Origin of the sequence: Streptomyces sp. NPDC029526 (genome assembly GCF_040637405.1) — a bacterium.
GTDB lineage: Bacteria > Actinomycetota > Actinomycetes > Streptomycetales > Streptomycetaceae > Streptomyces.
In genome coordinates, this window is sequence record NZ_JBEZWE010000027.1 from 1 (window position 1) to 21,633 (window position 21,633).

The following is a 21,633-nucleotide window of genomic DNA, read 5'->3' on the forward strand; positions in this document are numbered from 1 at the left end:
GTGGACCTGGAGGGAGAGGGGGGCGCCGGCGGCGAGCAGCTTCAGCAGGAAGGGCGCGGCCGGAGCGGCCGCGTGTCACCACTGTCGACCACCGGGAGCGCCATGTCCCCCTTCACCACCGGCCCGTGGCCGGACCTGTCCCCCCGGGCCGAGGACGGCGGCACTCCGCCGACCCGGTTCGACGACCAGCTCGCCGACCGGCTCCTCGCGCAGCGCATTGTGCTGCTGGGCACGCAGGTCGACGAGGTCTCCGCCAACCGCGTCTGCGCCCAGCTGCTGATCCTCTCCGCGGAGGACGCGCACACCGACATCGCCCTGTGCGTCAACAGCCCCGGCGGCTCGGTGCACGCCGGACTGGCGATCTACGACACCATGCGGCTGATCCCCAACGACGTGTCGACGCTCGCCATGGGCTTCGCCGCCAGCATGGGCCAGTTCCTGCTCAGCGTCGGCGCGGCGGGCAAGCGCTTCGCGCTGCCGAACGCGCGGATCATGATGCACCAGCCGTCGGCGGGCATCGGCGGGACCACCGCCGACATCGAGATCCAGGCGGAGAACCTGGAGTTCACCAAGCGGACCATCGAGCGGATCACCGCCGAGCACACCGGGCGGACGGAGCAGGAGATCTCACGGGACGGCGACCGCGATCGCTGGTTCACCGCCGAGGAGGCCAGGGAGTACGGAATGGTCGACCGGGTGGTGGAGTCGCTCGCCGACGTCCGCCCGGCCGCCGGCCGTCCGAGGATGGGGCTGCGCTGATGGGCGGGTACACGATTCCGAACGTCGTCGAGCGCACCGCGCGCGGCGAGCGGTCCTACGACGTGTTCAGCCGGCTGCTGTCGGAGCGGATCGTCTTCCTGGGCACGGAGATCGACGACGGGGTCGCCAACGTCGTCATCGCGCAGCTGCTGCACCTGGAGGCGGAGGCCCCGGAGAGCGAGATCGCCCTGTACCTGAACTCCCCCGGTGGCTCGTTCACCTCGCTCATGGCGATCTACGACGCGATGACCTTCGTCCGGGCGCCGGTCTCCACGTACTGCGTCGGGCAGGCGGCCTCCACGGCGGCCGTCCTGCTGGCCGGCGGCGACCCGGGCCGGCGGTTCGTGCTGGAGCACGCGCGGGTGCTGCTGGGCCAGCCCGCCACGGGCGGGCAGCGGGGCACGGTCTCGGACCTGGCGCTCCGCGCCCAGGAGATGGTGCGGATCCGCTCGCAGGTGGAGGAGGTGCTGTCCCGTCACACCGGCCACGACGTGGCCACGCTGCGGGCGGACATGGACCGCGACAAGGTGTTCACCGCCCGGGAGGCCGTCACCTACGGTCTCGCCGACGAGGTGCTCAGCCGCCGCGTGGTCGGCGTCTGACCCACCGCCCGCCGGTGCCACGACACGGTGGCACCGGCGACGGGCGACGGGCGACGGGCGACGGTTCAGGCGGCCAGGCAGAGTCCGCCCCGGGGAGCGTGGGCGGGGGCGGTGCCCGGGGCCGGCCCGCCGGCCCGGCGGACGGCGCTGCTCGCGAGGTCGTGGTGGACGCGGACCAGCAGGTCGCCCAGCCCCAGGCCGAGGGCCCGGGCGGCGGCGGCGAGGACCTCCGAGGAGGCCTCCTTGCGGCCCCGCTCCACTTCCGACAGGTACGGCATCGAGATGCGGGCCGCGTCGGCGACGTCCTTCAGGGTCCGTTCCTGGGCCAGGCGTTCCCGGCGCAGCACGTCTCCGACGAGGTCCCGCCACAGGGGTTCTCTGGGGGCGGGTGCCGGGCGGCCGGCAGCCGGTCGCAGGGAGATGACCCGGGCATCGTGGTGCGCTTGGTTCGTCACCCTCCCAGCCTAGGAAGCACGGCGCCCGGCGGAAGGGACCGGCGTTCCGCCCTGAGTGAAGCCGGGCCCGCGACCAGCCGGAACAGATAATTCCGCCCGGCGGCTGCCGACCGGCCGGCACACCCGTACCATCGAACAACGGCGTGCCTTCCCCCGTGGTGGGCACCCGTTGCCAGATGTCCGGAACTCGGTGTGCATGGGTGGGGACAAGCGGGGTACCCGCTCGTCCTGAGGGCGAGGCAGCCCAGCACATGTCCGCCGTGATGCTCGTGGGGAGAGGTAATGGAGACCGCCGTGATCCGGTCGCAGGCGCAGGTCGTGGAAGAGAACACCGAGGCCAGTACGGGTGACGGGGACCTGCTCGGGGGGACGGATCCGCGGGCTGTGGCTCCGCGCGACGCCCGGGCGCTGTCCCGGCAGTTCTTCCGCCGTCTGACGGAACTCGAAGAGGGCACCCACGAATACCAGTACGCCCGCAACACCCTCATCGAGATGAACATGTCCCTCGTGCGGTTCGCCGCCGGCCGGTTCCGCGGCCGTGGCGACGACATGGAGGACATCGTCCAGACCGGCATGATCGGCCTCATCAAGGCGATCGACCGGTTCGAACTCTCGCGCGAGGTGGAGTTCACCTCCTTCGCGCTGCCGTACATCGTCGGTGAGATCAAGCGCTTCTTCCGGGACACCACCTGGGCCGTGCACGTGCCGCGCCGGCTGCAGGAGCTGCGCGTGGAGCTGGCCAAGGCCCGCGAGGAGCTGGCCAGCCGGCTGGACCGCGAGCCGACGGTCGCCGAGCTCGCCACCCTGATGAACATCACCGAGGACCAGGTGATCGAGGGGCAGATCGCCGCCAACGGTTACAACTCCTCCTCCCTGGACGCCGCCCTCACCGGTGACGGCCCGGAGCAGGGCGAGGCGGTGCTGGCCGACTTCATCGGCGTGGAGGAGGAAGGGCTCCAGCTCGTCGAGGACTTCCACGCGCTGGCCCCGCTGATGGCGGAGCTGAGCGAGCGCGACCGGCAGATCATCCACATGCGGTTCGTGGAGGAGGCCACGCAGGCGGAGATCGGTGAGGCTCTGGGGTGCTCCCAGATGCACGTCTCCCGTCTGATCAAGCGGATCATCACCCGCCTCCGTGAGGGCATGCTGGGCGAGCTGGGCTGCGCCTGAGCCCCACCACCCCCGAGCGACACCGGCTGCCGTCCCGTCCGTCCGCGTACCGTGCGGAACTGGGCGGGACGGCAGCGGCGTCACGGAGACGGCGGGACGGCAGTCTTCCGTGAGTCGCGTCTTCCGTGGCATGAGTGTGACGAGTGAACGCGGCAGCCGCCCCGGGCCGTCATCGAGGCGGACGAGCCGTCCCGAAGTGGACGAGCGAACCGCGGACGGATCCCGCACTCGCCGACCGGGGACGGGTGGGCCGTTGCCGAACGCATGACTGAACCGGTCGGGAACAGAATGCGCGTCTGAACGCACCCGAACGGCCCACGGGACACGTGCACGGGACACGAGACACGGAGAACAGCCGCGGGGCGACTCGGCCGACGGTTCAGCCGGAGGCGAGTTTCAGTTCGGCGCGCACGCACTTGCCGACCGGGACGCGTTCCACCGTGACGCTGTCGACCAGGGCGCGGACGATCTCCAGGCCGTGCCGGCCGACGCGCTGGGGATCCCGGGGGAACACCCTCGGCAGGGTGACGCTGCTGTCGTAGACCGTGACGGCGACCGAGGCGTCCGTGCCCTCCAGCTCCAGGATGTACGGGCCGTTGCTGTGCCGGTCGGCGTTGGTGACCAGTTCGCTGACCACCAGCAGGACGGCTCCGTCGGTCCGCTCGTCGATGGTGGCGCACCAGTCGGTCCGCAGTTGCTCGAGGAAGAGCGAGGCGAAGGCGCGCGCCTCGGCGATGCATCCGGGCTCGCCGGTGAAGTGTGCGGCCCGCCGCAGCGGTTCCACGGGCACGTCGAAACCAGTCGGTATCACTGCCCCGTCCAGGTGGTCGGTCATGCGTGTCTCTCTGAAAAGCCGGGCTGGCCGGACGCTCTGCACCAGTCCGCGTACCCCGAGTCGGGCGCGGCACTCCTCCTGGTCGGTGTATGCCCGAGCACACCGGGGAACCCGGCTGCCGGGACCCCGGCGCGGAACCCGGTCCGCCGTCGGTTCCGGCGGCGGGAGGAGGCGCCATGAACCAGCTGTTGGCGATGCGGAGCCTGACGATGCTACCCGTGGTGACGCTGGGGGGCGACGCCGTGGCCCACGTCAAGGACACCCTGCTCGACGCCGCGGCCGGACACGTCACCGGGTTCTCCGTCACCGGCCGGGGGCTGCTGTCCGGTCCCCGGCGGCAGAGCCTGCCCTGGCCGGCTGTCCACAGCCTCGGTCCCGACGCCGTCATGGTCCGCGACGAACGGGCGGTGCTCGGGCTGCCGCTGTCGGCCGTGCGGGGGGACGCCTCGCGCGGGCGGCTGCTGGGAGCCCGGGTGGTGACCGAGGAGGGTGAGCCGGTCGGCACCGTGCTCGATGTGCTGGTCGAGGGTGGTACCAGCGGCCGGGTGGCCGCTTTCCGCCTCGCCGCCCGGCGCGAACTGGTGCGCGGCTCCCGGCACCGCCGCCACCGCGCCTACCTGCCGCGGGCCGAGGCGCTGTCCGTCTCGGGACGGACCCTCGTGGTCCCGCGGCACGCGACCGCCTACGTCGCCGACGACCTGACGGGGTTCGTGTCCGGGGCGGGTGCCCGTCACGAGCGGGCGGGGGGTGTGCCGTCGTGATGCCGTACTCGCGGTTGCGCGGGCTGCCCGTCCTGGTGGCGGGGCCCCGGGGCGGGAAGCGGCTCGGTACGGTCGGCGCGCTGACCGTCGACGTGGTCGCGGGTGAGGTGACGCATCTGAGGGTGCGGCGCGGGCGGCTGCGCGGCGGGAGCGTGCTGCCGTGGGGCGCCGTCGAGGCTGTCGGCCCGGAGGCGGTCCGGGTGCGTGTGCCGGGCGGTCCCGTGCCGGTGCCGGAGCACCACGAGCTGATCGGGCGGCCGGTGCTCACCGACAAGGGCGAGGACCGGGGCACCGTGCTGGACGCGGCGTTCGATCCCGCCACCGGACGCCTGCGGGCGGTGCTGACGACGTCCGGCGTGCTGTCCCCCGGACGTCTGCGGGGGCTCGGCGATCACGCGTTGGTCGTCCGGGCCGCCACGGCAGGGCGTCGGGACGTCCCCCGGACGCCCGGCACCTGAGGTCCGCGGACCCGTCCCGCTGCCGATCCGCGCGGCCGGGAGCGCCGCGGCACCGCGTTCAGGACGAGACGACCGGCGGCGCGCTCACGGTGGCGGCGGACTCCGGAGTGTCGGACGCGGGCGGGGGCGGGGGCGCCGACGACTCGGATGCCGGGGGGGCACCGGTCGGCGTGGTGTCACCGGTGTCGGGGGGCGGCTCGGTGCCGGTCGTCGGCGGGTCGGTCGGTGTGGTGGGCCCGTCCGGCGTGGTGGACCCGTCGGTGGGCGGCGTGCTGGGGGTGCTGGGCGTGGCCGACGGGCTGCGGTGGTCCGGCGGCTCGGTCGGGCGGTCCTTGCCACCCGTGTCACCGTGGTTGCGTTCGAACCAGCCGCCCTCCGCGTCGCGCACCACGAACTTCTTCACCGGCCGGTCCGAGGGCTCCACCACCACCGTGTTCGCCTCGTCGAACCCGGGCCACGGCGTGCCGGTGAGGCGGGGCGAGGACTGGGCGACCGGTTCGGTCAGCGGATTGCCGCAGGCGCAGCGGACCCGGGGCACGCCCCGGTCGTCGACCAGGACCGCCGTGCCGGCCTGCAGCACGGCCTGGTACTGGGTGGCGGCTCCGTCGCGGTACCCGTGGTTGGTGACGCGGGTGTCCATGCGCAGTTGCAGCGGGGTGAGGGAGCGCAGGTAGCCGGGGACGTCGGACGGGGCGACGTCGGCGACCGCCGCGAACGCCTCGTTCTTGGCGGGCACCTCCCGCAGGTACCGGATCTGCTGCTCCACGTCACAGGCGGCGGCGTCCCGGGTGCCCCCGTACAGGCCGGGTGCGGCGCCGTCGACGGTGCGCACCTCGTTCGCGCCGGCGGAGCCGCTGGGCGCCACGGAGGGGGTGGCGGTGGGCACGGAGGCGTCCTTCGCGGTGGACTCGGTGAACGGGTCGGGGCCCTTGGCGTCGGCGGCCTGGAGGAACACCTCTCCCCCGCCTGCCTGCGTGCTGCCGCCGTCGGAGCGGGTGAACACCACGGTGAGGATCACCGCGGCGGCCACCGCCGCCGCGAGCACGGCGATGCCGGGGACCGAGCGCCACCACGGCCGCCGCCGGGGCCCGGGCGGACCGGCGGAGGAGCCACCACCGCCCGGGGGCGGCTGGGAGGGTGGCCCCGACGGGGGCTGGGAGGGGCCGGACAGCGGCCCGGAGGGGGGTCCGGTGGGCCGGCCCGAGGACGGGGGTTCGACGCTCACGAGCTCTTCTTCCCGCGCGGTGGTCCGCGGCAGCCGTCCCGTCGCGTCCGGGAGGCCGGGCGGCGACGCGTGCGGCTGTGCGCCCTACGTTCCATTGTGTGCTCCGGGGGCCCGCCGCTCGCAAGCCGACGCGGACGGACCTCCCGGCGGGCGCGGCGGGCCGGGGCTGCTTAGCGTGACCGGGTGACTTCACACCCCCTTCCCGCCCCGGCGGTCGCCCGGCACGGGTGGGTCCAGGCCCTCCTGACCGTGCTCGCCGGGCTGCTCGCGATGGGCGTGGTCGCGGCGCTCGGCCTGTGGGCGGCCGGGGCCGCGGACCTGCCGGACGGCGCCTTCCTCCCGGTGGTCGCGGCGACCGTGGCCACGGCCGTCGGCGGCACCGTGAAGCTCTCCGGGGACGCCGGCGGGCTGGCCGGCACCGAGGGCGGGCTCACGGTCATGCCGCTCTCCGTCACCCTGACCGGGGCCCTGGTCGTCGGCCTGGGCTTCCTGCGTCCGTTGCGGCACCGGGCCGTGGCGGGGGCGCCCGAACTGGCGGGCTGGGCCGCGCGGATCGCCGCGCTGTGGCTGCCCGCGCTGCTCGGTCTGGCGCTCGGGGCCCGGCACACGTTCGAGATCTCCCTCGGGGAGGGCGCGCTGGGCGACCTCGGTGACCTCTTCGGCGTCCGGCCGGAGGTCGGCTTCACCACCGACGTGCTGCCGACCGTGCTGATCGGTCTGGTCTGGCTGGCGGGTGTGCTGGTGCTGGCCCTGCTGGTGTCTCGCGGAGCGCCCCTGCCCGGCGGGCTGCTGCGCTTCCAGACGTCGGTGCGGCCTGCCGCGCACGCCATGGTCCAACTGCTGCTGGCCTACGTGGTGGTCGCCCTGCTGATCGCCCTCGCCGTCGCCGCCGTCCGCGGCCGCCCGGCCGAGACCTTCGCGGTGATCCTGCTCGGGCTGCCCAACGTCGCCTGGCTCGCGCTGACCGTCGGGCTCGGGGCCACCTGGGACGGCAGGGTGAACGGCCCGTTCGGGCTGCCGATGCCGCACGTCCTGGACGAGGTGCTGCGCACGCCGGACATCTCCGCGCTCAACCTCGGCACGCTCGCCGAGCACGACGGCCGGGTGTGGTGGCTGCCGGTCGTCGCCGCGGTGCTGCTGCTGACCACCGCGTTCCTGATGGCTGCCGTGTCCCCGCCCCGCGTCCGGGCCTGGCAGCACGCCGTGCACCTGGCGGTGGCGCTCGCCCTCACCGTGCTGATGATCTGCCTGCTGGGCCGGATCTCCGCCCGCCTCGGGCTGTCCGTGCTCGGCATCGGCGACCTGGGCGAGGGACTGTCGGGCCAGGTGCTGCTGAGGCCGCGGGTGTGGGGCGCCGTGGGGCTGGCCCTGCTGTGGGGCCTGGTCACCGGCTTCCTCGGGGCGCTGCCGGCCCGGCGGGTCCGCCGGAGGGGCGAGGCGGCACCGGGCACGGCGCCGGACGGTCGCTGAGCACGGCATGGCGGCCGGGCGGCGCCTGCCGGGGCCGAGCCGCAGGGGCCCCGCCCGCCGGCCGGGCCGCAGCAACACCTCGTCCGGCGTGTCCGCCGCGGCCTGCGGCCCTTCAGCACCGCAGCCACCTCACCGACGACCGCCTCGCCGGGACCGGCAGGACCATCAGGCCCGCCTGAGCAACTCCACGGCGTCGCGAACTCAACCTCAGTAACCAGTCGGTCGATCGCCTGCAGTCCCCGAGATGGCCTTCTCCACCGCGTCCCGCAATGCGAGGAACTGCGGGAGCATCTTCTTGCCGGGGATGATCACAGCGTTCTCATCATGGCGGGCGTTGTAGCCGCGACGGCCGAAGCCAGTGCGGGCGGCATCGGGGCTGCCCGCACTGGTGAAGCGGATCCAGCCAGGAAGAATCCCAGTGAGTGGGCCTGTAGGCGGCTTCAAATCCACGGAGGTGATCTGCGAAACCGGAATGCGTTTCTCACTACGCCCTGCGAACAGACGGGCTAGTCCGCGCTGGCTGACGGTGACGAAGCGGCCATCGAAGCTGACGTACTGGCCCGTATCGCCCTTCAGCTCTGTACCCAGCACATAACCGGTCTCCATGGCCGCACCTTCCTAGCCAAGCTAGGTCCGTATCCTTTGTGGAGGCTGCTGTCCCATCATCGACCATTAAGTGGTCAAACGCCGCCCGGCAGTTGCAACACAGGCTGATCAGCGCTTCGGCAAGGAGATGCCGGACGACAGCCCCCGCTCGGCGTCGCGACCGACCTGGGACTGCGCGTCGTTCAGTGCGCCCGCGAGGTCAGGGGACTGCCCGCCCGTCAGCCCCTACGCAGCCACGCGTTCACCTCAGTAACCGGGCGGTTCGAACACCGGGAGCGCCCAGCGGGGCGGCCGTTTCGGCGGGCCCTCCTCCGGCCGGGGAACCCGGGCCGCCACCTGGGTGGCGGGGCGGGCGCTGCCGGTCGACGCGGTACGCAGCGCGGCGACGAAGTCCAGGCAGGAGGCGTAGCGGTCGTCGGGGCTCTTGGCGAGGGCCTTGGCGAGGACGGCGTCGGTCGGCGCCGGGAGGCCGGGGCGTTCGGCGGTCAGGCGGGGCGGGTCGTCGTACTGGTGCGCCCACAGCAGCGCCATGTCGTCGTCGCGGCGGAAGGGCGGGTGCCCGGTGAGGGTCTCGTGGACGACGCAGGCGAATCCGTAGACGTCGCAGCGGGCGTCGACCGGGCGGCCGGAGATCTGTTCGGGGGCGACGTAGTCGAGGGTGCCGACGAACTGGCCGACGGTGGTGAAGCCGGTCAGGGACAGGGACTTCTTGGTGAGCCCGAAGTCGGTGAGGTAGACGTGCTCGGGGTGGTCGCTGTCCGTGCCGCGCGCGACGAGGATGTTGCCGGGCTTCACGTCCCGGTGCACCAGCCCGTGGTCGTGGGCGGCGTCGAGCGCGGACGCCACCTGCGTGGCGATGCGCAGGGCCGTCGGCAGCGGCAGCGGGCCCTCGCGGTCCAGGAGGTGGCGCAGGTCGCTGCCCTCCACGTAGCGCATGGCGATGTAGAGGATGCCGTCCGTCTCCCCGGCCTCGAACACCGGCACGATGTGCGGGTGGTCGATCGCGGCGGCGGTGCGGGACTCGTGGGTGAAGCGGCGGCGGAAGGTGTCGTTGCGGGCGAGCTCCGGGGCGAGCAGCTTCAGGGCGACGGTGCGGTCAAGGCGCAGGTCGCGGCCCCGGTAGACGACGGCCATGCCGCCCCGCCCGATCTCCTCCTCGATCAGGTACCCGGCGACCTGCTGCCCGGTCAGGTCGGCGGGCCGTCCGGCGAAGAGGCTGGTGTCACGGGTCATCGGACGTCCCCGGGCCCGGGTTCACGACCCGGGTCGGCTCTCCCGGCCCGGGCGGCGGGCCGCTGCCGGACACGACCCGGGTGGGCGGATGGCCGGCGGACGCGTCGGGAGGCCGGTCGGCGGGGCGCTTCGGGTCACCGGTCCGGCCGTCGGGCGTCTCGGCGGCCGGTGACCGGGGGCCGGGGCCCGCGTCGGCCGGTTCCCGCTCGGGGCGGTGGGAGGCGTCCGACGGTCCGGACACCACCCGGGTCGGGACAGCGTCCGGCGCCCCCGGCTCCGCGGGCGTCCGGGCCCGTCCGTCGTCCGTGTGGGCCCGTCCGTCGTCCGTGCGGGCCGGGGCCCCGGCCCCGGTGGCCGGTGTCCGCGCCGGGGGCGCCTCCCCGGGCACGGCTCGGTCCGGGACCACCCGGGTCGGCGTGTACGACCGTGCGCCGGCGGCGGGGCCGGGCTGCTCCGGCGCCGCCGGGCCACCGTCCTCCCCCGCCTCGGGCACCACCCGGGTCGGCGGGTGTGCCGGGGCCCGCGGGCGGGGCCCGGGTGCCACGGCGGCGGCCTCGGGCGCGGGTTCCCGGTCCTGCCGCGGGGGCTCGTCGGCGGCGTAGGGCTGCAGGTGGGCGCCGTCGGTGTAGAGCCAGCGGCCGTGGGCGGAGTCGTAGAGCCAGGCGGACTCCCCGTCGACGACGATGCCGACGCGCAGCCCGCGGGTGCGCTGCCGGAAGGCCTCGCCGTCGAGGCCGCCCTCCGCCAGGTTCTCGGCGGCGACCAGGTAGCGGGCCAGGGTCTCCTGGACGCGGGTCAGCAGAGGCCGGGGGTCGGCGGTCCGGGCGGGCGGGGCGTCGGAGGCGGGCGGGTCCTCGGGCACGGCGACCAGGCGGCGGCCGTCGACCCAGGCCGACCAGCCGTTGGAGCACAGGACGTGCCCCCAGTCGCCGCGCGACTCGGTGAGCCGCACCGGCAGCAGCGGGTCGAGGCCGGCGGTGGGCCGGGACGGGTCCGGTGCCTCCCAGGCGGGCAGGCCGTGCCGGGGGACGACGTGGGTGGGCCGGAACGCGGGCGTGGTCATCGGGGGGTCTACCTCCGCATCACGACGGGTTCGTGACGGCGCAGCAGCCGGGAGACGGCGAACGCGAACAGCGCCGACAGCACCACGAGCATCCCGATGTCGAGCAGCCACATGCCCGCCGAGTGCCGCATGATCGGGTCCGAGGTCAGGTCCCCGGGCGACATCCTGGCCAGGTCGACGGTGCCGGCCATCGCGCCGAGCGCCCAGCGCGAGGGGACCAGCCAGGACAGCTGTTCGAGGCCGGGCACGCCGTCGAGTTTCAGCAGGGCGCCGCAGAACACCACCTGGACGATGGCGAGCAGCACCAGCAGCGGCATCGTCACCTCCTCCTTGCGCACCAGCGCGGAGACGAGGAGGCCGAGGGTCATGGCGGTGAAGGCGAGCAGGGCCACCGCCACGGTGATCTCCACCAGGGGCGGCATGAGGACGCCGTCGCCGCCGGGCGCGTTGAGGTCGACGCCGAGGAGGGCTACCAGGGTCAGCACCACGGCCTGGAGCACCGTGACGGTGCCGAGGACGACGATCTTGGAAAGCAGGTAGGCCGATCTGGACAGCCCGACGGCCCGCTCGCGGCGGTGGATGGCGCGCTCCTTGACCAGCTCCCGTACGGCGTTGGCGGCGCCGGTGAGCACCGCGCCGACGCACAGGATCAGCAGGGTGTTGGAGACGGTCTCCCGGGTCAGGGCGCCGCCGGCGAGGGCGCGGGCCATGGCGCCCATGACGAACGGCAGCGCGATCATGATCGCCAGGAAGGTGCGGTCGGCGCTCAGCGCGGCCGCGTAGCGGCGGACCAGGGTGCCCAGTTGCGCGGTGCGGCTGCGCGGCCGGGGCGGCGGGGCGATGACGACCGGGCCGGACCGGGGCTGCGGCGGCTGGTCGGTGGCGTCGGCGATGTAGCGGCCGTGGAAGGGGGAGGCCCGGTAGTCGCCGGCCCAGTCGCGGTCCCGGTCGCGTTCGAACGCCTCGAAGGCCTCGGGCCACTGGTCGAAGCCGAAGAACGCCAGGGCGTCGTCGGGCGGCCCGTAGTAGGCGATGCGCCCGCCGGGGGCCAGGACCAGGAGCCGGTCGCAGACGTCGAGGCTCAGCACGCTGTGGGTGACGACGACGACGGTGCGGCCGTCGTCGGCCAGGCCGCGCAGCATGTGCATCACGGACCGGTCCATGCCGGGGTCGAGGCCGGAGGTGGGTTCGTCGAGGAACAGCAGGGAGGGTTTCGTCAGCAGTTCCAGGGCGACGCTGACCCGCTTGCGCTGTCCGCCGGAGAGGCTGTGCACGGGCTGGTCGGCCCGCTGTTCCAGGCCGAGTTCGCGGATCACCTCGTCGACGCGGGCCCGGCGTTCGGCCTTCGCGGTGTCCTGGGGGAAGCGGAGTTCGGCGGCGTAGGACAGGGCGCGGCGGACGGTGAGCTGGGCGTGCAGGATGTCGTCCTGCGGGACGAGGCCGATGCGCTGGCGCAGCTCGGCGTAGTCGCGGTACAGGTCGCGGCCGTCGTAGAGGACCGTGCCGTGGTCGGCGGGGCGCTGCCCGGTGAGGGCGTTGAGCAGGGTGGACTTGCCCGCGCCGCTGGGGCCGACCACGGCGAGCAGGCACTTCTCCCCCACCGGGAAGGAGACGTGGTCGAGGAGGACCTTGCGTCCCCGGTCGACGGCGACGGTGAGGTCCTGGACGTCCAGGGAGACCTCGCCGGTGTCGACGTACTCCTGGAGTTCGTCGCCGACCAGGCAGAACGCGGCGTGGCCGATGCCGACGATGTCGCCGGGGCCGACGGGGGCGCGGGTGACGGGCGCGCCGTTGAGGTAGGTGCCGTTGTGGCTGCCGAGGTCGGCGATCTCGTAGCCGCCGTCGGGCAGGGCCCGCAGTTCGGCGTGGACGCGGGAGACCACGAGGTCGTCGAGGACGAGGTCGTTGTCGGCGGCGCGGCCGATGCGGATCGTGCGGGTGGGCAGCGGCCGGACCTCGGTGGGCCGGCGGTAGGTGCCGGTGAGCGCCGGGTGGGAGACGGCCGAGAGGCGCTCGGGGGCGGGCGGCGCGGGGTCGGTGAGCACGGCGCGCGGGCCGGTGTCGGGACTGCCGAAGCGGATGACGCTGCCGGGGCCCACGTCCCGGGCGGCGATGCGTTGCCCGTCGGCGTAGGTGCCGTTGGTGCTGTGCTCGTCCTGGAGGGTCCAGTGGCCGTCCGTGGGGCGGAGCACCGCGTGGTGCCAGGAGACCCGGGCGTCGTCGATGACGATGTCGCACAACGGGTCGCGTCCGACGTGGTAGTCGCGGACCGGAGTCATCCGGGTGGAGCCGGTGTCGGTCTCCAGGACGAGCTCGGGCGCTGCCGATCGCTCCGCCATGCCTGGATTCTACCGATTGGTCCGTTCGGGTGCCCGGTGTGGAACGGTCGCCGTCTCGTCCGGGCGGGGGCTCCGGTCAGCCGACGGGGATGCTCAGCACCGGGGCGGTGCGCTGCATGCGCAGGGTGTCCACGGATTCCGCCAGCAGTTCGTACTCGGTGGTGTCGTCGCCGGTGGCGACGCGGACCATCCGGCCGGCCGCCAGCGCTTCGGCCATCTCCTGCTGCCGGGTGAGGTCGGCGCACCAGGCGCGCAGGGTGGCGGGTACGTCGGGCACACCGTCCGGGACGGGGACGAGCGCGCCCGGCGGTAAGTGCTCGGCCTCCGGCAGGGGGTCGAGGCGCTCGGCGATCCAGCAGGCCCGGTCGCGCAGCCACCACAGGGCGAGGGCGAGGGTGGGGGCCCGGTAGGTGCCCAGCGGGACCCCGATGCGGCGCCCGTCGCAGACGCCGTACGCCGTGACGTGGCACAGGAATTCGTCGTGCACGATGTCTCCCCCGCTGCGTGGCTCGCGTGTGCCGCTGAGTGCTGGGCGCCCGGAGTGCGTGCTGTGCGTGAGGGCGCCGTCGCGCGGTGTGAAGCGCTCTCTCTGAGTATGTTCACGACTGAAACACTGTCACCATGTGTTTCCGGCCAGTCTCCTGGCATATTCAGTCGGTCTGGCGGCCCTGCGGAGGGCGCGCCGGGCCGGGTGGCGGGATCCGGTCGGCACCGCCGCGAAGGTACAAACCGCACCGCCGCGGAGGCACGAAGCGCACCGCCGCAGCGGCACCGAACCGCACCGTCACGGGGGCCCGGACAGCACCGCCAGGGGGCCCATTTCCAGGGGGCCGGGACGCGGGCGGCCGGGCACGCGGCCCGTCCGCCCGCGTCCCCCGGGCAGCAGCCCGGGTGGGCGGTCACTGCCGGACGACGGCGTCGATGCGGTCGAGTTCCTCCGCGTCGAAGGAGAGGTTGCGGGTGGCCGCGACGCTGTCCTCCAGCTGGCCCGGACTGCTGGCCCCGACCAGTGCGGAGGTCACGCGACCGCCCCGCAGCACCCAGGCCAGCGCCATCTGCGCCAGGCTCTGACCCCGGGAGCGGGCGATGTCGTTCAGCGTCCGCAGCCGTCCCACCAGGTCCTCGGTGAGGGCGTCCGTCTTCAGGAAGGGGCTGTCGCCGGCGGCCCGCGAGTCCTCGGGGATGCCGTCCAGGTAACGGTCGGTCAGCAGCCCCTGGTCCAGCGGCGAGTAGGCGATGGAACCGACCCCCAGGTCCTCCAGCGCGTCCAGCAGGCCCTCGTCCTCGGGGCGGCGGTCCAGCATCGAGTAGCGGGGCTGGTGGATCAGCAGCGGCGTGCCCAGTTCGCCGAGGATACGGGCGGCCTCCCGGGTCTGCTCCGCCGAGTAGTTGGACACCCCGACGTAGAGCGCCTTGCCCTGCTGGACCGCCGAGTGCAGGGCGCCCATCGTCTCCTCGAGCGGGGTGTCCGGGTCGAAGCGGTGGGAGTAGAAGATGTCGACGTGATCGAGTCCCATGCGCTCCAGGCTCCGGTCCAGCGAGGACAGCAGGGACTTCCGGGAGCCCCATTCGCCGTACGGGCCGGGCCACATCAGGTAGCCGGCCTTGGTCGAGATCACCAGTTCGTCGCGGTACGGCGCGAAATCCTCCCTCAGCGCCTCGCCGAGTGCCGACTCGGCGGCGCCGGGCGGCGGGCCGTAGTTGTTGGCGAGGTCGAAGTGGGTGACGCCGAGGTCGAAGGCACGGCGCAGGATGGCGCGCTGGGTCGCGGCCGGGCGGTCGGGGCCGAAGTTGTGCCAGAGGCCGAGCGAGAGCGCGGGCAGCTTCAGACCGCTGCGTCCGGTGCGCCGGTAGGGCATGTCCGCGTAACGGTCGGGGTGCGGGGTGTACAACGCGACTCCAGAGGGGTGGGCACACGGGTCGGGACGGTTCGGTGGAACCGTGTTCCCACCCTGCCCCGGCGTGCGGGCAGCGGTCCAACAGAAGAATCCGATGGGATTGTGCGGTTAGGCTGCTCAATCATGGAACTGCGCCACCTCCAGCACTTCGTCGCCGTCGCCGAGGACCAGCACTTCACCCGGGCGGCGGAACGGCTGATGGTCTCCCAGTCGGGGCTGTCGGCCTCCATCCGCGCGCTGGAGCGGGAACTGCAGGCCGCGCTGTTCGTCCGGACGACGCGTCGGGTGACGCTCACCGAGGCCGGGCGGGCGCTGCTGGCGGAGGCCCAGCGGATCCTGGCACAGGTGCGGGCGGCGCACGAGGCGGTGGCCGCCGTGCAGGGCGTCCTACGCGGGACGCTCGCCGTGGGCACCGAGCAGTGCATCGCCGGGGTGCACGTCGCGGAACTGCTCGCGGCCTTCCGGCGGCGCCACCCCGACGTGGAGATCAGGCTGCGCCAGTGGGGCTCGGCCGCGCTGGCGGAGGAGGTCGTGGCGGGGCGGCTGGACCTGGCCTTCGCCTACCGGACGGCAGGGGACGCCGACCACCTGCGGGCGGTCCCGCTGACCAGCGAACCGGTGGCGGTGCTGTGCCATCCGGGGCACCGGCTCGCCCGGGCGGGAGCGCCGGTGACGCCGGACGACCTGGCGGAGGAGGTCTTCGTGGACTTCCACCCGGACTGGGGGCCGCGCCGGGCCACGGACGCGGCGTTCGCGGCGGCGGGCGTGCGGCGCACGGTGGCCCTGGAGGTCAACGACGTGCACAGCCTGCTGGACCTCGTCGACCAGGACCTGGGCGTCGCCGTCGTCCCCCGGCACTTCCGGCACAAGCGCGCGGGCCTGGCCGCACTGCCCCTCAAGGGGGCCGGCGAGGCGGTCTACGAGACCGTCGCCCTGATGCCGTCCCCGCGGGCCACCAGCCCGGCCGCGCGCGCCCTGATGTCCCTGCTGGACGACCACCACGAAGGCGACGGGGACCACGGCGGCTGAGTCGGCGGCGAGCCCGTCCGGTGCGACGCGGCCCGGAGGACGCGGGGCGGAGGACGCGGCCCGGAGGACGCGGGGTGGTCCGGGGCCGCGGTCCGGCCCCGGATGCGCCAGGGTGGACCCATGCATGCCAAGGACATCCTCATCGACGGCTTCGGCCGCGTCCGGGAAGAGGTCCACGCCGCCGTCGGGGACCTCTCTCCCGACCTGCTCGACGCCCGGCCCGCTCCCGGCGCCAACTCCCCCGCCTGGCTCGTCTGGCACCTCACCCGGGTCCAGGACGACCACGTCGCCGACGCCTTCGGGCTGGACCAGGTCTGGCTGTCCCAGGGCTTCCAGGAGCGCTTCGGGCTGGGCCTGCCCCGTCACGACACCGGCTACGGCCACACCCCGGCGAAGGTCGCGAAGGTGCGGGTCGGCTCCCCCGGCCTGCTGACCGACTACCACGACGCGGTGCACGCGCAGACCCTGGCGGCGCTGCGCGGGCTGACCGCCAAGGACTTGGAGCGGATCGTCGACGAGCGGTGGGATCCGCCGGTCACCCTGGGCGTCCGCCTCGTCAGCGTCCTGTCCGACGACCTCCAGCACGCCGGACAGGCCGCCTACGCGCGCGGGCTGCTTCAGGCGACGGAGGCGTAGCCGGGCAGCACCACGTCGCGGATGAGGGCGTTGCGCTCGTCGAACGGGAGGAAGGCGCTCTTGAGGGCGTTCACCGTCACGGTGCGCAGGTCCTCGGCGGTCCAGCCGGCCTCCTCGACCAGCAGGGACATCTCGCGGGTCATCGTCGTGCCGGACACCAGGCGGTTGTCGGTGTTGAGGGTGACGCGGAAGCCGAGGTCCTTCAGCGCGGTGATCGGGTGCGTGGCGATCGAGGCGGCGGCGCCGGTCTGGAGGTTGGAGGTGGGACACATCTCCAGGGCGACGCGCCGGTCGCGGACCCAGCCCGCCAGGCGGCCCAGCTTGCCCGCCGCCAGGTCGGGGATGTCGTCGGTGATGCGCACGCCGTGGCCGATGCGCTGGGCGCCGCACACCTGGAGCGCCTGGTGGATGCTGGGCAGGCCGTGCGCCTCACCGGCGTGGATGGTGAAGGGCACGTTCTCGCGGCGCAGGTGCTCGAAGGCGGCGAGGTGGTCGGCGGGCGGGAAGCCGTCCTCGGCGCCGGCGATGTCGAAGCCGACGACACCGGCGTCCCGGTACGCCACGACCAGGTCGGCGATCTCGCGGGTCCGGTCGAACATCCGCATCCCGCACAGCAGCGTGCCCACGCGCACCGGGGTGCCGGCGGCAACCGCCTTGGCCATGCCGGCGGCGAGCCCCTCCTGCACGGCCTCGACGACCTCGGGCAGGGTCAGGCCGCCCCGGGTCATCAGCTCGGGGGCGTAGCGGACCTCGCCGTAGACGACCCCGTCGGCGGCGAGGTCGAGGACGTACTCCTCGGCGGTGCGCAGCAGGCCCTCGCGGTGCTGCATCACGGCGAGGGTGTGCTCGAAGGTGGCTATGTAGCGAACGAGGTCGCCGGAGTTCGCGGCCTCCACGTACCAGGCGGCGAGCCCGTCGGGGTCCGTGACGGGCAGGGTGTGGCCGACGGCGTCCGCGAGTTCCACCAGGGTGGCGGGGCGCAGGGCGCCGTCGAGGTGGTCGTGCAGCACGGCCTTGGGGAGCCGGCGGAGGGTGTCGGTGGTCAGGGGCGCGGTCATGAGCGGGGTGTTCCTCGGCGGTCGGTGGGGTGGGGGCGGTGTGGGTGGTCAGGCGGCGGGCTGGAGCAGGTCCCAGCGGTTGCCGTACGGGTCCTGGAAGACGGCGACCGTGCCGTACGGCTCGTGGCGCGGCTGCTCCAGGAAGGTCACGCCCGCGTCGGTCATCCGGGCGTGGTCGCGGGCGAAGTCGTCGGTGTAGAGGAAGAAGCCGACCCGGCCGCCGGTCTGGTCGCCGATCCGGGCGCGTTGCCGCTCCCCCTTGGCGCGGGCGAGCAGCAGTCCGGTGCCGGTGCGGCCGTCGTCCGGCTCGACGACGACCCAGCGGGAGCCGTCGGGCCGGGGCGTGTCCTCGGCGAGCCGGAAGCCGAGGGCCTCGGTGAAGAAGCGGATCGCCTCGTCGTGGTCGTCCACGACGAGGGTGACCAGGGCGATGCGTCTCATCGGCACCTTTCCGGGTGGGATCGACCGGAGAGGTTATACGTAAAACCCATGGACGCGCCAGTCCTGGCGGGGCGGCGCCGGGGGGACGTGGACCGGATCACACCGGCCGCGGGGAAAGGGCCGGGTCCGTGGACCCGGCCGCTTCCCGTCGGCCGTGGTGGGGCGGTGCGGCTGGACCCTGTCGTCACCTTCCCGTCGTCCGCCCGTCGGGCGGGTCCGGCGGCGCGAGCGCGGCACGGCGGCGCACGGCAGACGGGAAGGTGACGACAGGGCCTACGGATCCGGGAAGGTGACGACAGGGCCTACGGCGACAGGGCCTACGGATAGGTGTACGTGTTCAGCGCGGCGACGGCTGCCGCCGGGTCGCCGAGGTCGTAGCGGTCCACCGCGAGGTAGGTGGGCTTCTTGCGGGCGGCCGGCTCGCAGAACCGGCGGGCGCGGTCGGCGAGTTTGGCGTTGTCGGTACCCGCCGTGGAGGCCATCGGGACGTCCCGGAAGTGGTTCATGACGAACAGCGGGCGGAAGCCGGGCTCGGTGCGGGTGAGCGGGAGGGTGGTCCCGGCGTCGTACCACCGGCTGTAGCAGGACCAGTCGGAGGCGCCCACCCCCGGTCCCATGGACCAGTGGTTCTCCACCGTCCACTCGCGCTGGTACATCACGCCGAAGGTGTCCCGGGTGACCCCGCGAGCCGCGTCGGAGGCGCGGGTGCGGTCGGTGAAGATCAGCAACCGGTGTCCCGCGGCGGCGAGTTCGGCCATGGTGGGCCAGCCGTTCTGCCGCACCCCGGTCCGGTCCGGCCGGTACAGCACGTCCTGGAGGCCGTTGACGCGGGCGAGTTCGGCGCGCAGCACCTCCTGGTCGACGTAGTCCTCCAGGAACACGGTGACGAACTGGTCGGGGTGGGAGCGCAGGAAGTCCACGATCCGCTGGAGGTCGACCCAGAGGGCGACGGGCCGGCTGACCAGGGTGCAGCTGTTGTGGCAGAGGATCGCGCCGTCCGGGGTCTGGTGGATGTCCAGCATGAAACCGCGGACGCCGTCGGAGAGTTGGCGTTCGATGCCACGGGTCTGGTTGGGGAAGAGGTTGACGAAGGGCGGGGCGAAGCCGCCGTCGACGCCGTTGGCGTAGGCGTTGTGGGAGGTCAGGAAGGTGACCTGGTCGAGGGTGCGGCGGTCCGGGGGCGGCATCGGGGACGTGACGGGGGTGACCGGAGTGAGGTACCAGGCGGCGAGGTCGTCGGGGGCGGCGCCCACGGAGAGCGGAGCGGGGTGGACGGCACCGGCGGGCTTGGGGGCGACGGCGAGGCGCCGGTCCGCGCTCCCGGGGACGCTCAGGGTGAAGCGGCCGTCTCCCGCGGGGGCGACGCTCCACGGGGCGTCGGTGCTGTCGCAGGGGACGGTCCGGGCGCGGTCTCCGGCCCGGCCGAGGCAGGAGCCGGGGGCGTCGGTGTTCTCCAGGAGGTGGGCGGAGCCCTCCGCCCGCAGGCGCCACTGCTGGCGGTCCTCGTTGCCGCGGGGTCTGTGCTGCTCGACGGCGCCCCCGCGGTCGGAGGCGTTGAGTCCGGTGACGGCGCTCTGCACGTAGTAGGCGCCGGGCGGTGGGACCGCGTCGGCACCTGCGGCCCGTCCCGGTGCCGCGACCGTCGCGGCCAGCGCGACGGCCGCGACGGATGCGGCCAGCAGGGCGTGGGGGGTGCGCATGGTGGGTGCCCTTCGTCCGGGCACGGCCGTCGCGCAGCGGGACGCCGGCGCGCGACGGCCGTGACGGCGGGTGGTCAGGTGCATGACACCACGGCACACCGTCCGTGTCAGCAGTACAGGTTGCCGCCGGGCGTCGTCCCGAGGATCTGGGCGAACCGCTGATAGGTGGTCACCCGGCTCTGCACCTGCGCCGGGTTGCGCCCGTCGCACTCCAGCGAGCCGTTGATGCTGCGGATGGTGTGACCGAAGCCGGCCTGGGAGACCATGGCGTTGTGCGCGGTCATCGACCCGGGACCGGTCTGGGTGTTCCAGTACCACAGGGCGGTCTTCCAGGCGACGGCCGAGTCGTTCTGCACCAGCCAGGGGTTGCCCAGCAGGTCGATGCCGAGGGCGTCGCCCGCCGCCTTGTAGTTGAAGTTCCAGCTCAACTGGATCGGCCCGCGCCCGTAGTAGGCGGCCTGACCGGCCGGGCAGCCGTACGGCTGTCCCCAGTCGCAGTAGTGCGGGTAGTTGGAGGTGTTCTGCTCCACCACGTGCACCAGACCGCCGGTCTCGTGACTGACGTTGGCCAGGAAGGCGGCGGCCTCCTGCTTCTTCACCGTGTCGCTGCCGGTCTTGGCGAAGCCCGGGTAGGCGCCGAGCGCGGCCTTGAGCCCGCTGTAGCTGTAGAAGGAGTTGCGGTTCGGGAACATCTGGTTGAACTGGGACTCGGAGACCACGAAGTCCCCGACGGGCGCGCCGGGCCCGTTGTCACAGGCGTACGGCTCCCAGTACCAGGTGCTGATGACCGGGTCGTAGCCCGGGTTGGCGTGCTCGGCGATGTACGCCCGGCCGTCGGTGTAGCGCACGATGTCACCGGCGTTGTAGGCCTTCCCGGCCTGCCAGCTCGGGTAGCTGGAGCACGCGGCGGCGGAGGCGGGCGAGGCGGGGAGGAGCACGGGCGCACTGCCGGCCAGGGCGAGCACGGTGAGCGCGGCGGCGATGCGGTGTCTCGACAAGGGTCCATCTCCTTCGCGGGACACGGCCGCTCCGGCGGGATGGCGCTCGAAGGTGCGCCCGCACGCGCGCACCGGTGATCCGGTCACGGGCGGTGGGGCGGCCGTGGTGGGGGGTGTGGAGGCACACTCAACCGCTTTGGTCTGTACCAGTCAAGGGTTTAGACCAGTCACGTGGCCGATACCTGACGCCCCGCTCCCGCACCCGGCGCACGGCGGCCTCCGCCCCCGGACCGACACCCCCGGGCACACCCGCCGGAACCCGGCCGGCCAGAGCCGGGAAGGGCACCCGGAAGGGCACCTCGAAGGGCGCCTGGAAGGGCACCCACTCCCCTACACATAAGGGAGAAATAAGAGCAGAATGAGCAAACGCGGCACTTGCCGCATACCGCGTCACGCGGTCAGGACGACCAGCGAAGGAGACGGCCATGGCCAACGTCTCGCACCCCAGGGGTGACATCGCGGGCCACCCCGATGCCTCCGAAATGCGTGCCCGCTACGACCGGGTCCTCGGCGGTCGCGACGTGGCCCTCGTGGACGGACCGGTGTTCCTCCTCGGTCTCTACTGCGCGGTGTCCCCGTGGATCCTCCACTACACGACGAGCCAGCCCGCCCTGGCGCCCCACAACCTGATCGTGGGCATCGCCATCGGGCTCCTCGCCCTCGGCTTCACCGCCGCCCCGGCCCGGATGTACGGGCTCAGCGGGGCCATGTGCGCCATGGGCCTGTGGATGATCGTCTCGCCGTGGATCGTCGGCGAGAACCCGGACGCCGGAGTCATCTGGAACAACATCCTCATCGGGGCCCTGACGGTGGTCCTGGGCAGCGTGTGCCTCGTCACGGCGGCGCGCAGCACCCGGAGGTAGCTCCGCGGCCGGGCACTCACGGGACCGGACGGCC

At 73.6% G+C, this 21,633-nt stretch carries 22 protein-coding genes; 9 read left to right on the plus strand and 13 right to left on the minus strand.

Features of this window, described 5'->3' with window-relative positions; all coding sequences use genetic code 11:
* Positions 1 to 102: 102 nt before the first annotated feature.
* A complete protein-coding gene (locus AB0F01_RS29805) occupies positions 103 to 759 on the plus strand; it encodes an ATP-dependent Clp protease proteolytic subunit (RefSeq protein WP_362102197.1) in 657 nt (218 codons plus the stop codon).
* A complete protein-coding gene (locus AB0F01_RS29810; protein ID WP_362102115.1) occupies positions 759 to 1,361 on the plus strand; it encodes an ATP-dependent Clp protease proteolytic subunit in 603 nt (200 codons plus the stop codon). The genes AB0F01_RS29805 and AB0F01_RS29810 overlap by 1 nt, the downstream gene beginning before the upstream one ends.
* 65 nt (positions 1,362 to 1,426) lie before the next feature.
* On the opposite strand, the gene AB0F01_RS29815 is transcribed toward AB0F01_RS29810, so the two are convergent.
* Positions 1,427 to 1,816 (minus strand): helix-turn-helix transcriptional regulator, encoded by a 390-nt coding sequence (locus AB0F01_RS29815; RefSeq protein WP_362102118.1) that lies wholly within the window; start codon positions 1,814 to 1,816, stop codon positions 1,427 to 1,429.
* Positions 1,817 to 2,098: 282 nt separating this feature from the next.
* On the opposite strand from AB0F01_RS29815, the gene AB0F01_RS29820 reads away from it, so the two are divergent.
* Entirely contained in the window at positions 2,099 to 2,986 is an 888-nt protein-coding gene (locus AB0F01_RS29820; protein WP_362102121.1) for an RNA polymerase sigma factor SigF, read from the plus strand.
* Positions 2,987 to 3,365: 379 nt separating this feature from the next.
* On the opposite strand, the gene AB0F01_RS29825 is transcribed toward AB0F01_RS29820, so the two are convergent.
* Positions 3,366 to 3,821: an ATP-binding protein gene (locus AB0F01_RS29825; RefSeq protein ID WP_362102123.1), complete on the minus strand. Its 456-nt coding sequence runs from the start codon at positions 3,819 to 3,821 to the stop codon at positions 3,366 to 3,368.
* A gap of 176 nt (positions 3,822 to 3,997) precedes the next feature.
* On the opposite strand from AB0F01_RS29825, the gene AB0F01_RS29830 reads away from it, so the two are divergent.
* Both AB0F01_RS29830 and AB0F01_RS29835 read left to right on the plus strand, forming a co-directional pair.
* Positions 3,998 to 4,582 (plus strand): PRC-barrel domain-containing protein, encoded by a 585-nt coding sequence (locus AB0F01_RS29830; protein ID WP_362102126.1) that lies wholly within the window; start codon positions 3,998 to 4,000, stop codon positions 4,580 to 4,582.
* Complete coding sequence (locus AB0F01_RS29835) at positions 4,582 to 5,040, plus strand: PRC-barrel domain-containing protein (protein WP_362102200.1); 459 nt, start codon at positions 4,582 to 4,584, stop codon at positions 5,038 to 5,040. Before AB0F01_RS29830 ends, AB0F01_RS29835 begins: the two co-directional genes overlap by 1 nt.
* 58 nt (positions 5,041 to 5,098) lie before the next feature.
* Here the strand turns inward: AB0F01_RS29835 and AB0F01_RS29840 are convergent, their stop codons facing one another.
* The gene (locus AB0F01_RS29840; protein WP_362102129.1) at positions 5,099 to 6,265 is read right to left on the minus strand and encodes a DUF6777 domain-containing protein; all 1,167 of its coding nucleotides are present in this window, start codon (positions 6,263 to 6,265) and stop codon (positions 5,099 to 5,101) included.
* A gap of 183 nt (positions 6,266 to 6,448) precedes the next feature.
* On the opposite strand from AB0F01_RS29840, the gene AB0F01_RS29845 reads away from it, so the two are divergent.
* On the plus strand, positions 6,449 to 7,735 hold the full coding sequence (locus AB0F01_RS29845; protein WP_362102131.1) for a streptophobe family protein: 1,287 nt from the start codon (positions 6,449 to 6,451) through the stop codon (positions 7,733 to 7,735).
* 207 nt (positions 7,736 to 7,942) lie between these two features.
* On the opposite strand, the gene AB0F01_RS29850 is transcribed toward AB0F01_RS29845, so the two are convergent.
* From AB0F01_RS29850 to mgrA, 6 genes are all read right to left on the minus strand, one after another.
* On the minus strand, positions 7,943 to 8,341 hold the full coding sequence (locus AB0F01_RS29850; RefSeq protein ID WP_362102134.1) for a DUF4429 domain-containing protein: 399 nt from the start codon (positions 8,339 to 8,341) through the stop codon (positions 7,943 to 7,945).
* 246 nt (positions 8,342 to 8,587) lie between these two features.
* Entirely contained in the window at positions 8,588 to 9,574 is a 987-nt protein-coding gene (locus AB0F01_RS29855; RefSeq protein WP_362102136.1) for a serine/threonine-protein kinase, read from the minus strand.
* Positions 9,564 to 10,637: a hypothetical protein gene (locus AB0F01_RS29860; protein ID WP_362102139.1), complete on the minus strand. Its 1,074-nt coding sequence runs from the start codon at positions 10,635 to 10,637 to the stop codon at positions 9,564 to 9,566. Before AB0F01_RS29860 ends, AB0F01_RS29855 begins: the two co-directional genes overlap by 11 nt.
* An 8-nt stretch (positions 10,638 to 10,645) precedes the next feature.
* Entirely contained in the window at positions 10,646 to 12,976 is a 2,331-nt protein-coding gene (locus AB0F01_RS29865) for an FHA domain-containing protein (protein ID WP_362102141.1), read from the minus strand.
* A gap of 76 nt (positions 12,977 to 13,052) precedes the next feature.
* Positions 13,053 to 13,463: a hypothetical protein gene (locus AB0F01_RS29870; protein ID WP_362102143.1), complete on the minus strand. Its 411-nt coding sequence runs from the start codon at positions 13,461 to 13,463 to the stop codon at positions 13,053 to 13,055.
* A 412-nt stretch (positions 13,464 to 13,875) separates the two neighbouring features.
* Complete coding sequence (mgrA, locus tag AB0F01_RS29875; protein WP_362102146.1) at positions 13,876 to 14,868, minus strand: L-glyceraldehyde 3-phosphate reductase; 993 nt, start codon at positions 14,866 to 14,868, stop codon at positions 13,876 to 13,878.
* Positions 14,869 to 14,997: 129 nt separating this feature from the next.
* Here mgrA and AB0F01_RS29880 point away from each other — a divergent pair, with 129 nt between their 5' ends.
* Both AB0F01_RS29880 and AB0F01_RS29885 read left to right on the plus strand, forming a co-directional pair.
* The gene (locus AB0F01_RS29880) at positions 14,998 to 15,903 is read left to right on the plus strand and encodes a LysR substrate-binding domain-containing protein (RefSeq protein WP_362102149.1); all 906 of its coding nucleotides are present in this window, start codon (positions 14,998 to 15,000) and stop codon (positions 15,901 to 15,903) included.
* 120 nt (positions 15,904 to 16,023) lie between these two features.
* Complete coding sequence (locus AB0F01_RS29885) at positions 16,024 to 16,539, plus strand: DinB family protein (protein WP_362102152.1); 516 nt, start codon at positions 16,024 to 16,026, stop codon at positions 16,537 to 16,539.
* On the opposite strand, the gene AB0F01_RS29890 is transcribed toward AB0F01_RS29885, so the two are convergent.
* The 4 genes from AB0F01_RS29890 to AB0F01_RS29905 form a co-directional block, all read right to left on the minus strand.
* On the minus strand, positions 16,521 to 17,597 hold the full coding sequence (locus AB0F01_RS29890; RefSeq protein ID WP_362102155.1) for an adenosine deaminase: 1,077 nt from the start codon (positions 17,595 to 17,597) through the stop codon (positions 16,521 to 16,523). The genes AB0F01_RS29885 and AB0F01_RS29890 overlap by 19 nt on opposite strands.
* A gap of 48 nt (positions 17,598 to 17,645) precedes the next feature.
* Positions 17,646 to 18,038 carry a VOC family protein gene (locus AB0F01_RS29895; protein ID WP_362102157.1) on the minus strand — a complete coding sequence of 131 codons (393 nt, stop codon included), beginning with the start codon at positions 18,036 to 18,038 and terminating at the stop codon, positions 17,646 to 17,648.
* Between the two features lie 317 nt (positions 18,039 to 18,355).
* On the minus strand, positions 18,356 to 19,738 hold the full coding sequence (locus AB0F01_RS29900) for a PI-PLC domain-containing protein (RefSeq protein WP_362102160.1): 1,383 nt from the start codon (positions 19,736 to 19,738) through the stop codon (positions 18,356 to 18,358).
* 107 nt (positions 19,739 to 19,845) lie between these two features.
* Entirely contained in the window at positions 19,846 to 20,736 is an 891-nt protein-coding gene (locus AB0F01_RS29905) for a glycoside hydrolase family 19 protein (protein ID WP_362102163.1), read from the minus strand.
* Positions 20,737 to 21,161: 425 nt separating this feature from the next.
* Here AB0F01_RS29905 and AB0F01_RS29910 point away from each other — a divergent pair, with 425 nt between their 5' ends.
* Complete coding sequence (locus AB0F01_RS29910) at positions 21,162 to 21,599, plus strand: SPW repeat protein (RefSeq protein WP_362102165.1); 438 nt, start codon at positions 21,162 to 21,164, stop codon at positions 21,597 to 21,599.
* Positions 21,600 to 21,633 lie beyond the last annotated feature (34 nt).

What these genes read in the sequence shown, in the direction of transcription:
- AB0F01_RS29805 (WP_362102197.1), top strand. Translation starts at nt 103, where the DNA reads ATGTCCCCCTTCACCACCGGCCCGTGGCCGGACCTGTCCCCCCGGGCC.
- AB0F01_RS29810 (WP_362102115.1), top strand. Translation starts at nt 759, where the DNA reads ATGGGCGGGTACACGATTCCGAACGTCGTCGAGCGCACCGCGCGCGGC.
- AB0F01_RS29820 (WP_362102121.1), top strand. Translation starts at nt 2,099, where the DNA reads ATGGAGACCGCCGTGATCCGGTCGCAGGCGCAGGTCGTGGAAGAGAAC.
- AB0F01_RS29825 (WP_362102123.1), bottom strand. Translation starts at nt 3,821, where the DNA reads ATGACCGACCACCTGGACGGGGCAGTGATACCGACTGGTTTCGACGTG.
- AB0F01_RS29830 (WP_362102126.1), top strand. Translation starts at nt 3,998, where the DNA reads ATGAACCAGCTGTTGGCGATGCGGAGCCTGACGATGCTACCCGTGGTG.
- AB0F01_RS29835 (WP_362102200.1), top strand. Translation starts at nt 4,582, where the DNA reads ATGCCGTACTCGCGGTTGCGCGGGCTGCCCGTCCTGGTGGCGGGGCCC.
- AB0F01_RS29850 (WP_362102134.1), bottom strand. Translation starts at nt 8,341, where the DNA reads ATGGAGACCGGTTATGTGCTGGGTACAGAGCTGAAGGGCGATACGGGC.
- AB0F01_RS29855 (WP_362102136.1), bottom strand. Translation starts at nt 9,574, where the DNA reads ATGACCCGTGACACCAGCCTCTTCGCCGGACGGCCCGCCGACCTGACC.
- AB0F01_RS29860 (WP_362102139.1), bottom strand. Translation starts at nt 10,637, where the DNA reads ATGACCACGCCCGCGTTCCGGCCCACCCACGTCGTCCCCCGGCACGGC.
- AB0F01_RS29865 (WP_362102141.1), bottom strand. Translation starts at nt 12,976, where the DNA reads ATGGCGGAGCGATCGGCAGCGCCCGAGCTCGTCCTGGAGACCGACACC.
- AB0F01_RS29880 (WP_362102149.1), top strand. Translation starts at nt 14,998, where the DNA reads ATGGAACTGCGCCACCTCCAGCACTTCGTCGCCGTCGCCGAGGACCAG.
- AB0F01_RS29885 (WP_362102152.1), top strand. Translation starts at nt 16,024, where the DNA reads ATGCATGCCAAGGACATCCTCATCGACGGCTTCGGCCGCGTCCGGGAA.
- AB0F01_RS29890 (WP_362102155.1), bottom strand. Translation starts at nt 17,597, where the DNA reads ATGACCGCGCCCCTGACCACCGACACCCTCCGCCGGCTCCCCAAGGCC.
- AB0F01_RS29895 (WP_362102157.1), bottom strand. Translation starts at nt 18,038, where the DNA reads ATGAGACGCATCGCCCTGGTCACCCTCGTCGTGGACGACCACGACGAG.
- AB0F01_RS29900 (WP_362102160.1), bottom strand. Translation starts at nt 19,738, where the DNA reads ATGCGCACCCCCCACGCCCTGCTGGCCGCATCCGTCGCGGCCGTCGCG.
- AB0F01_RS29910 (WP_362102165.1), top strand. Translation starts at nt 21,162, where the DNA reads ATGGCCAACGTCTCGCACCCCAGGGGTGACATCGCGGGCCACCCCGAT.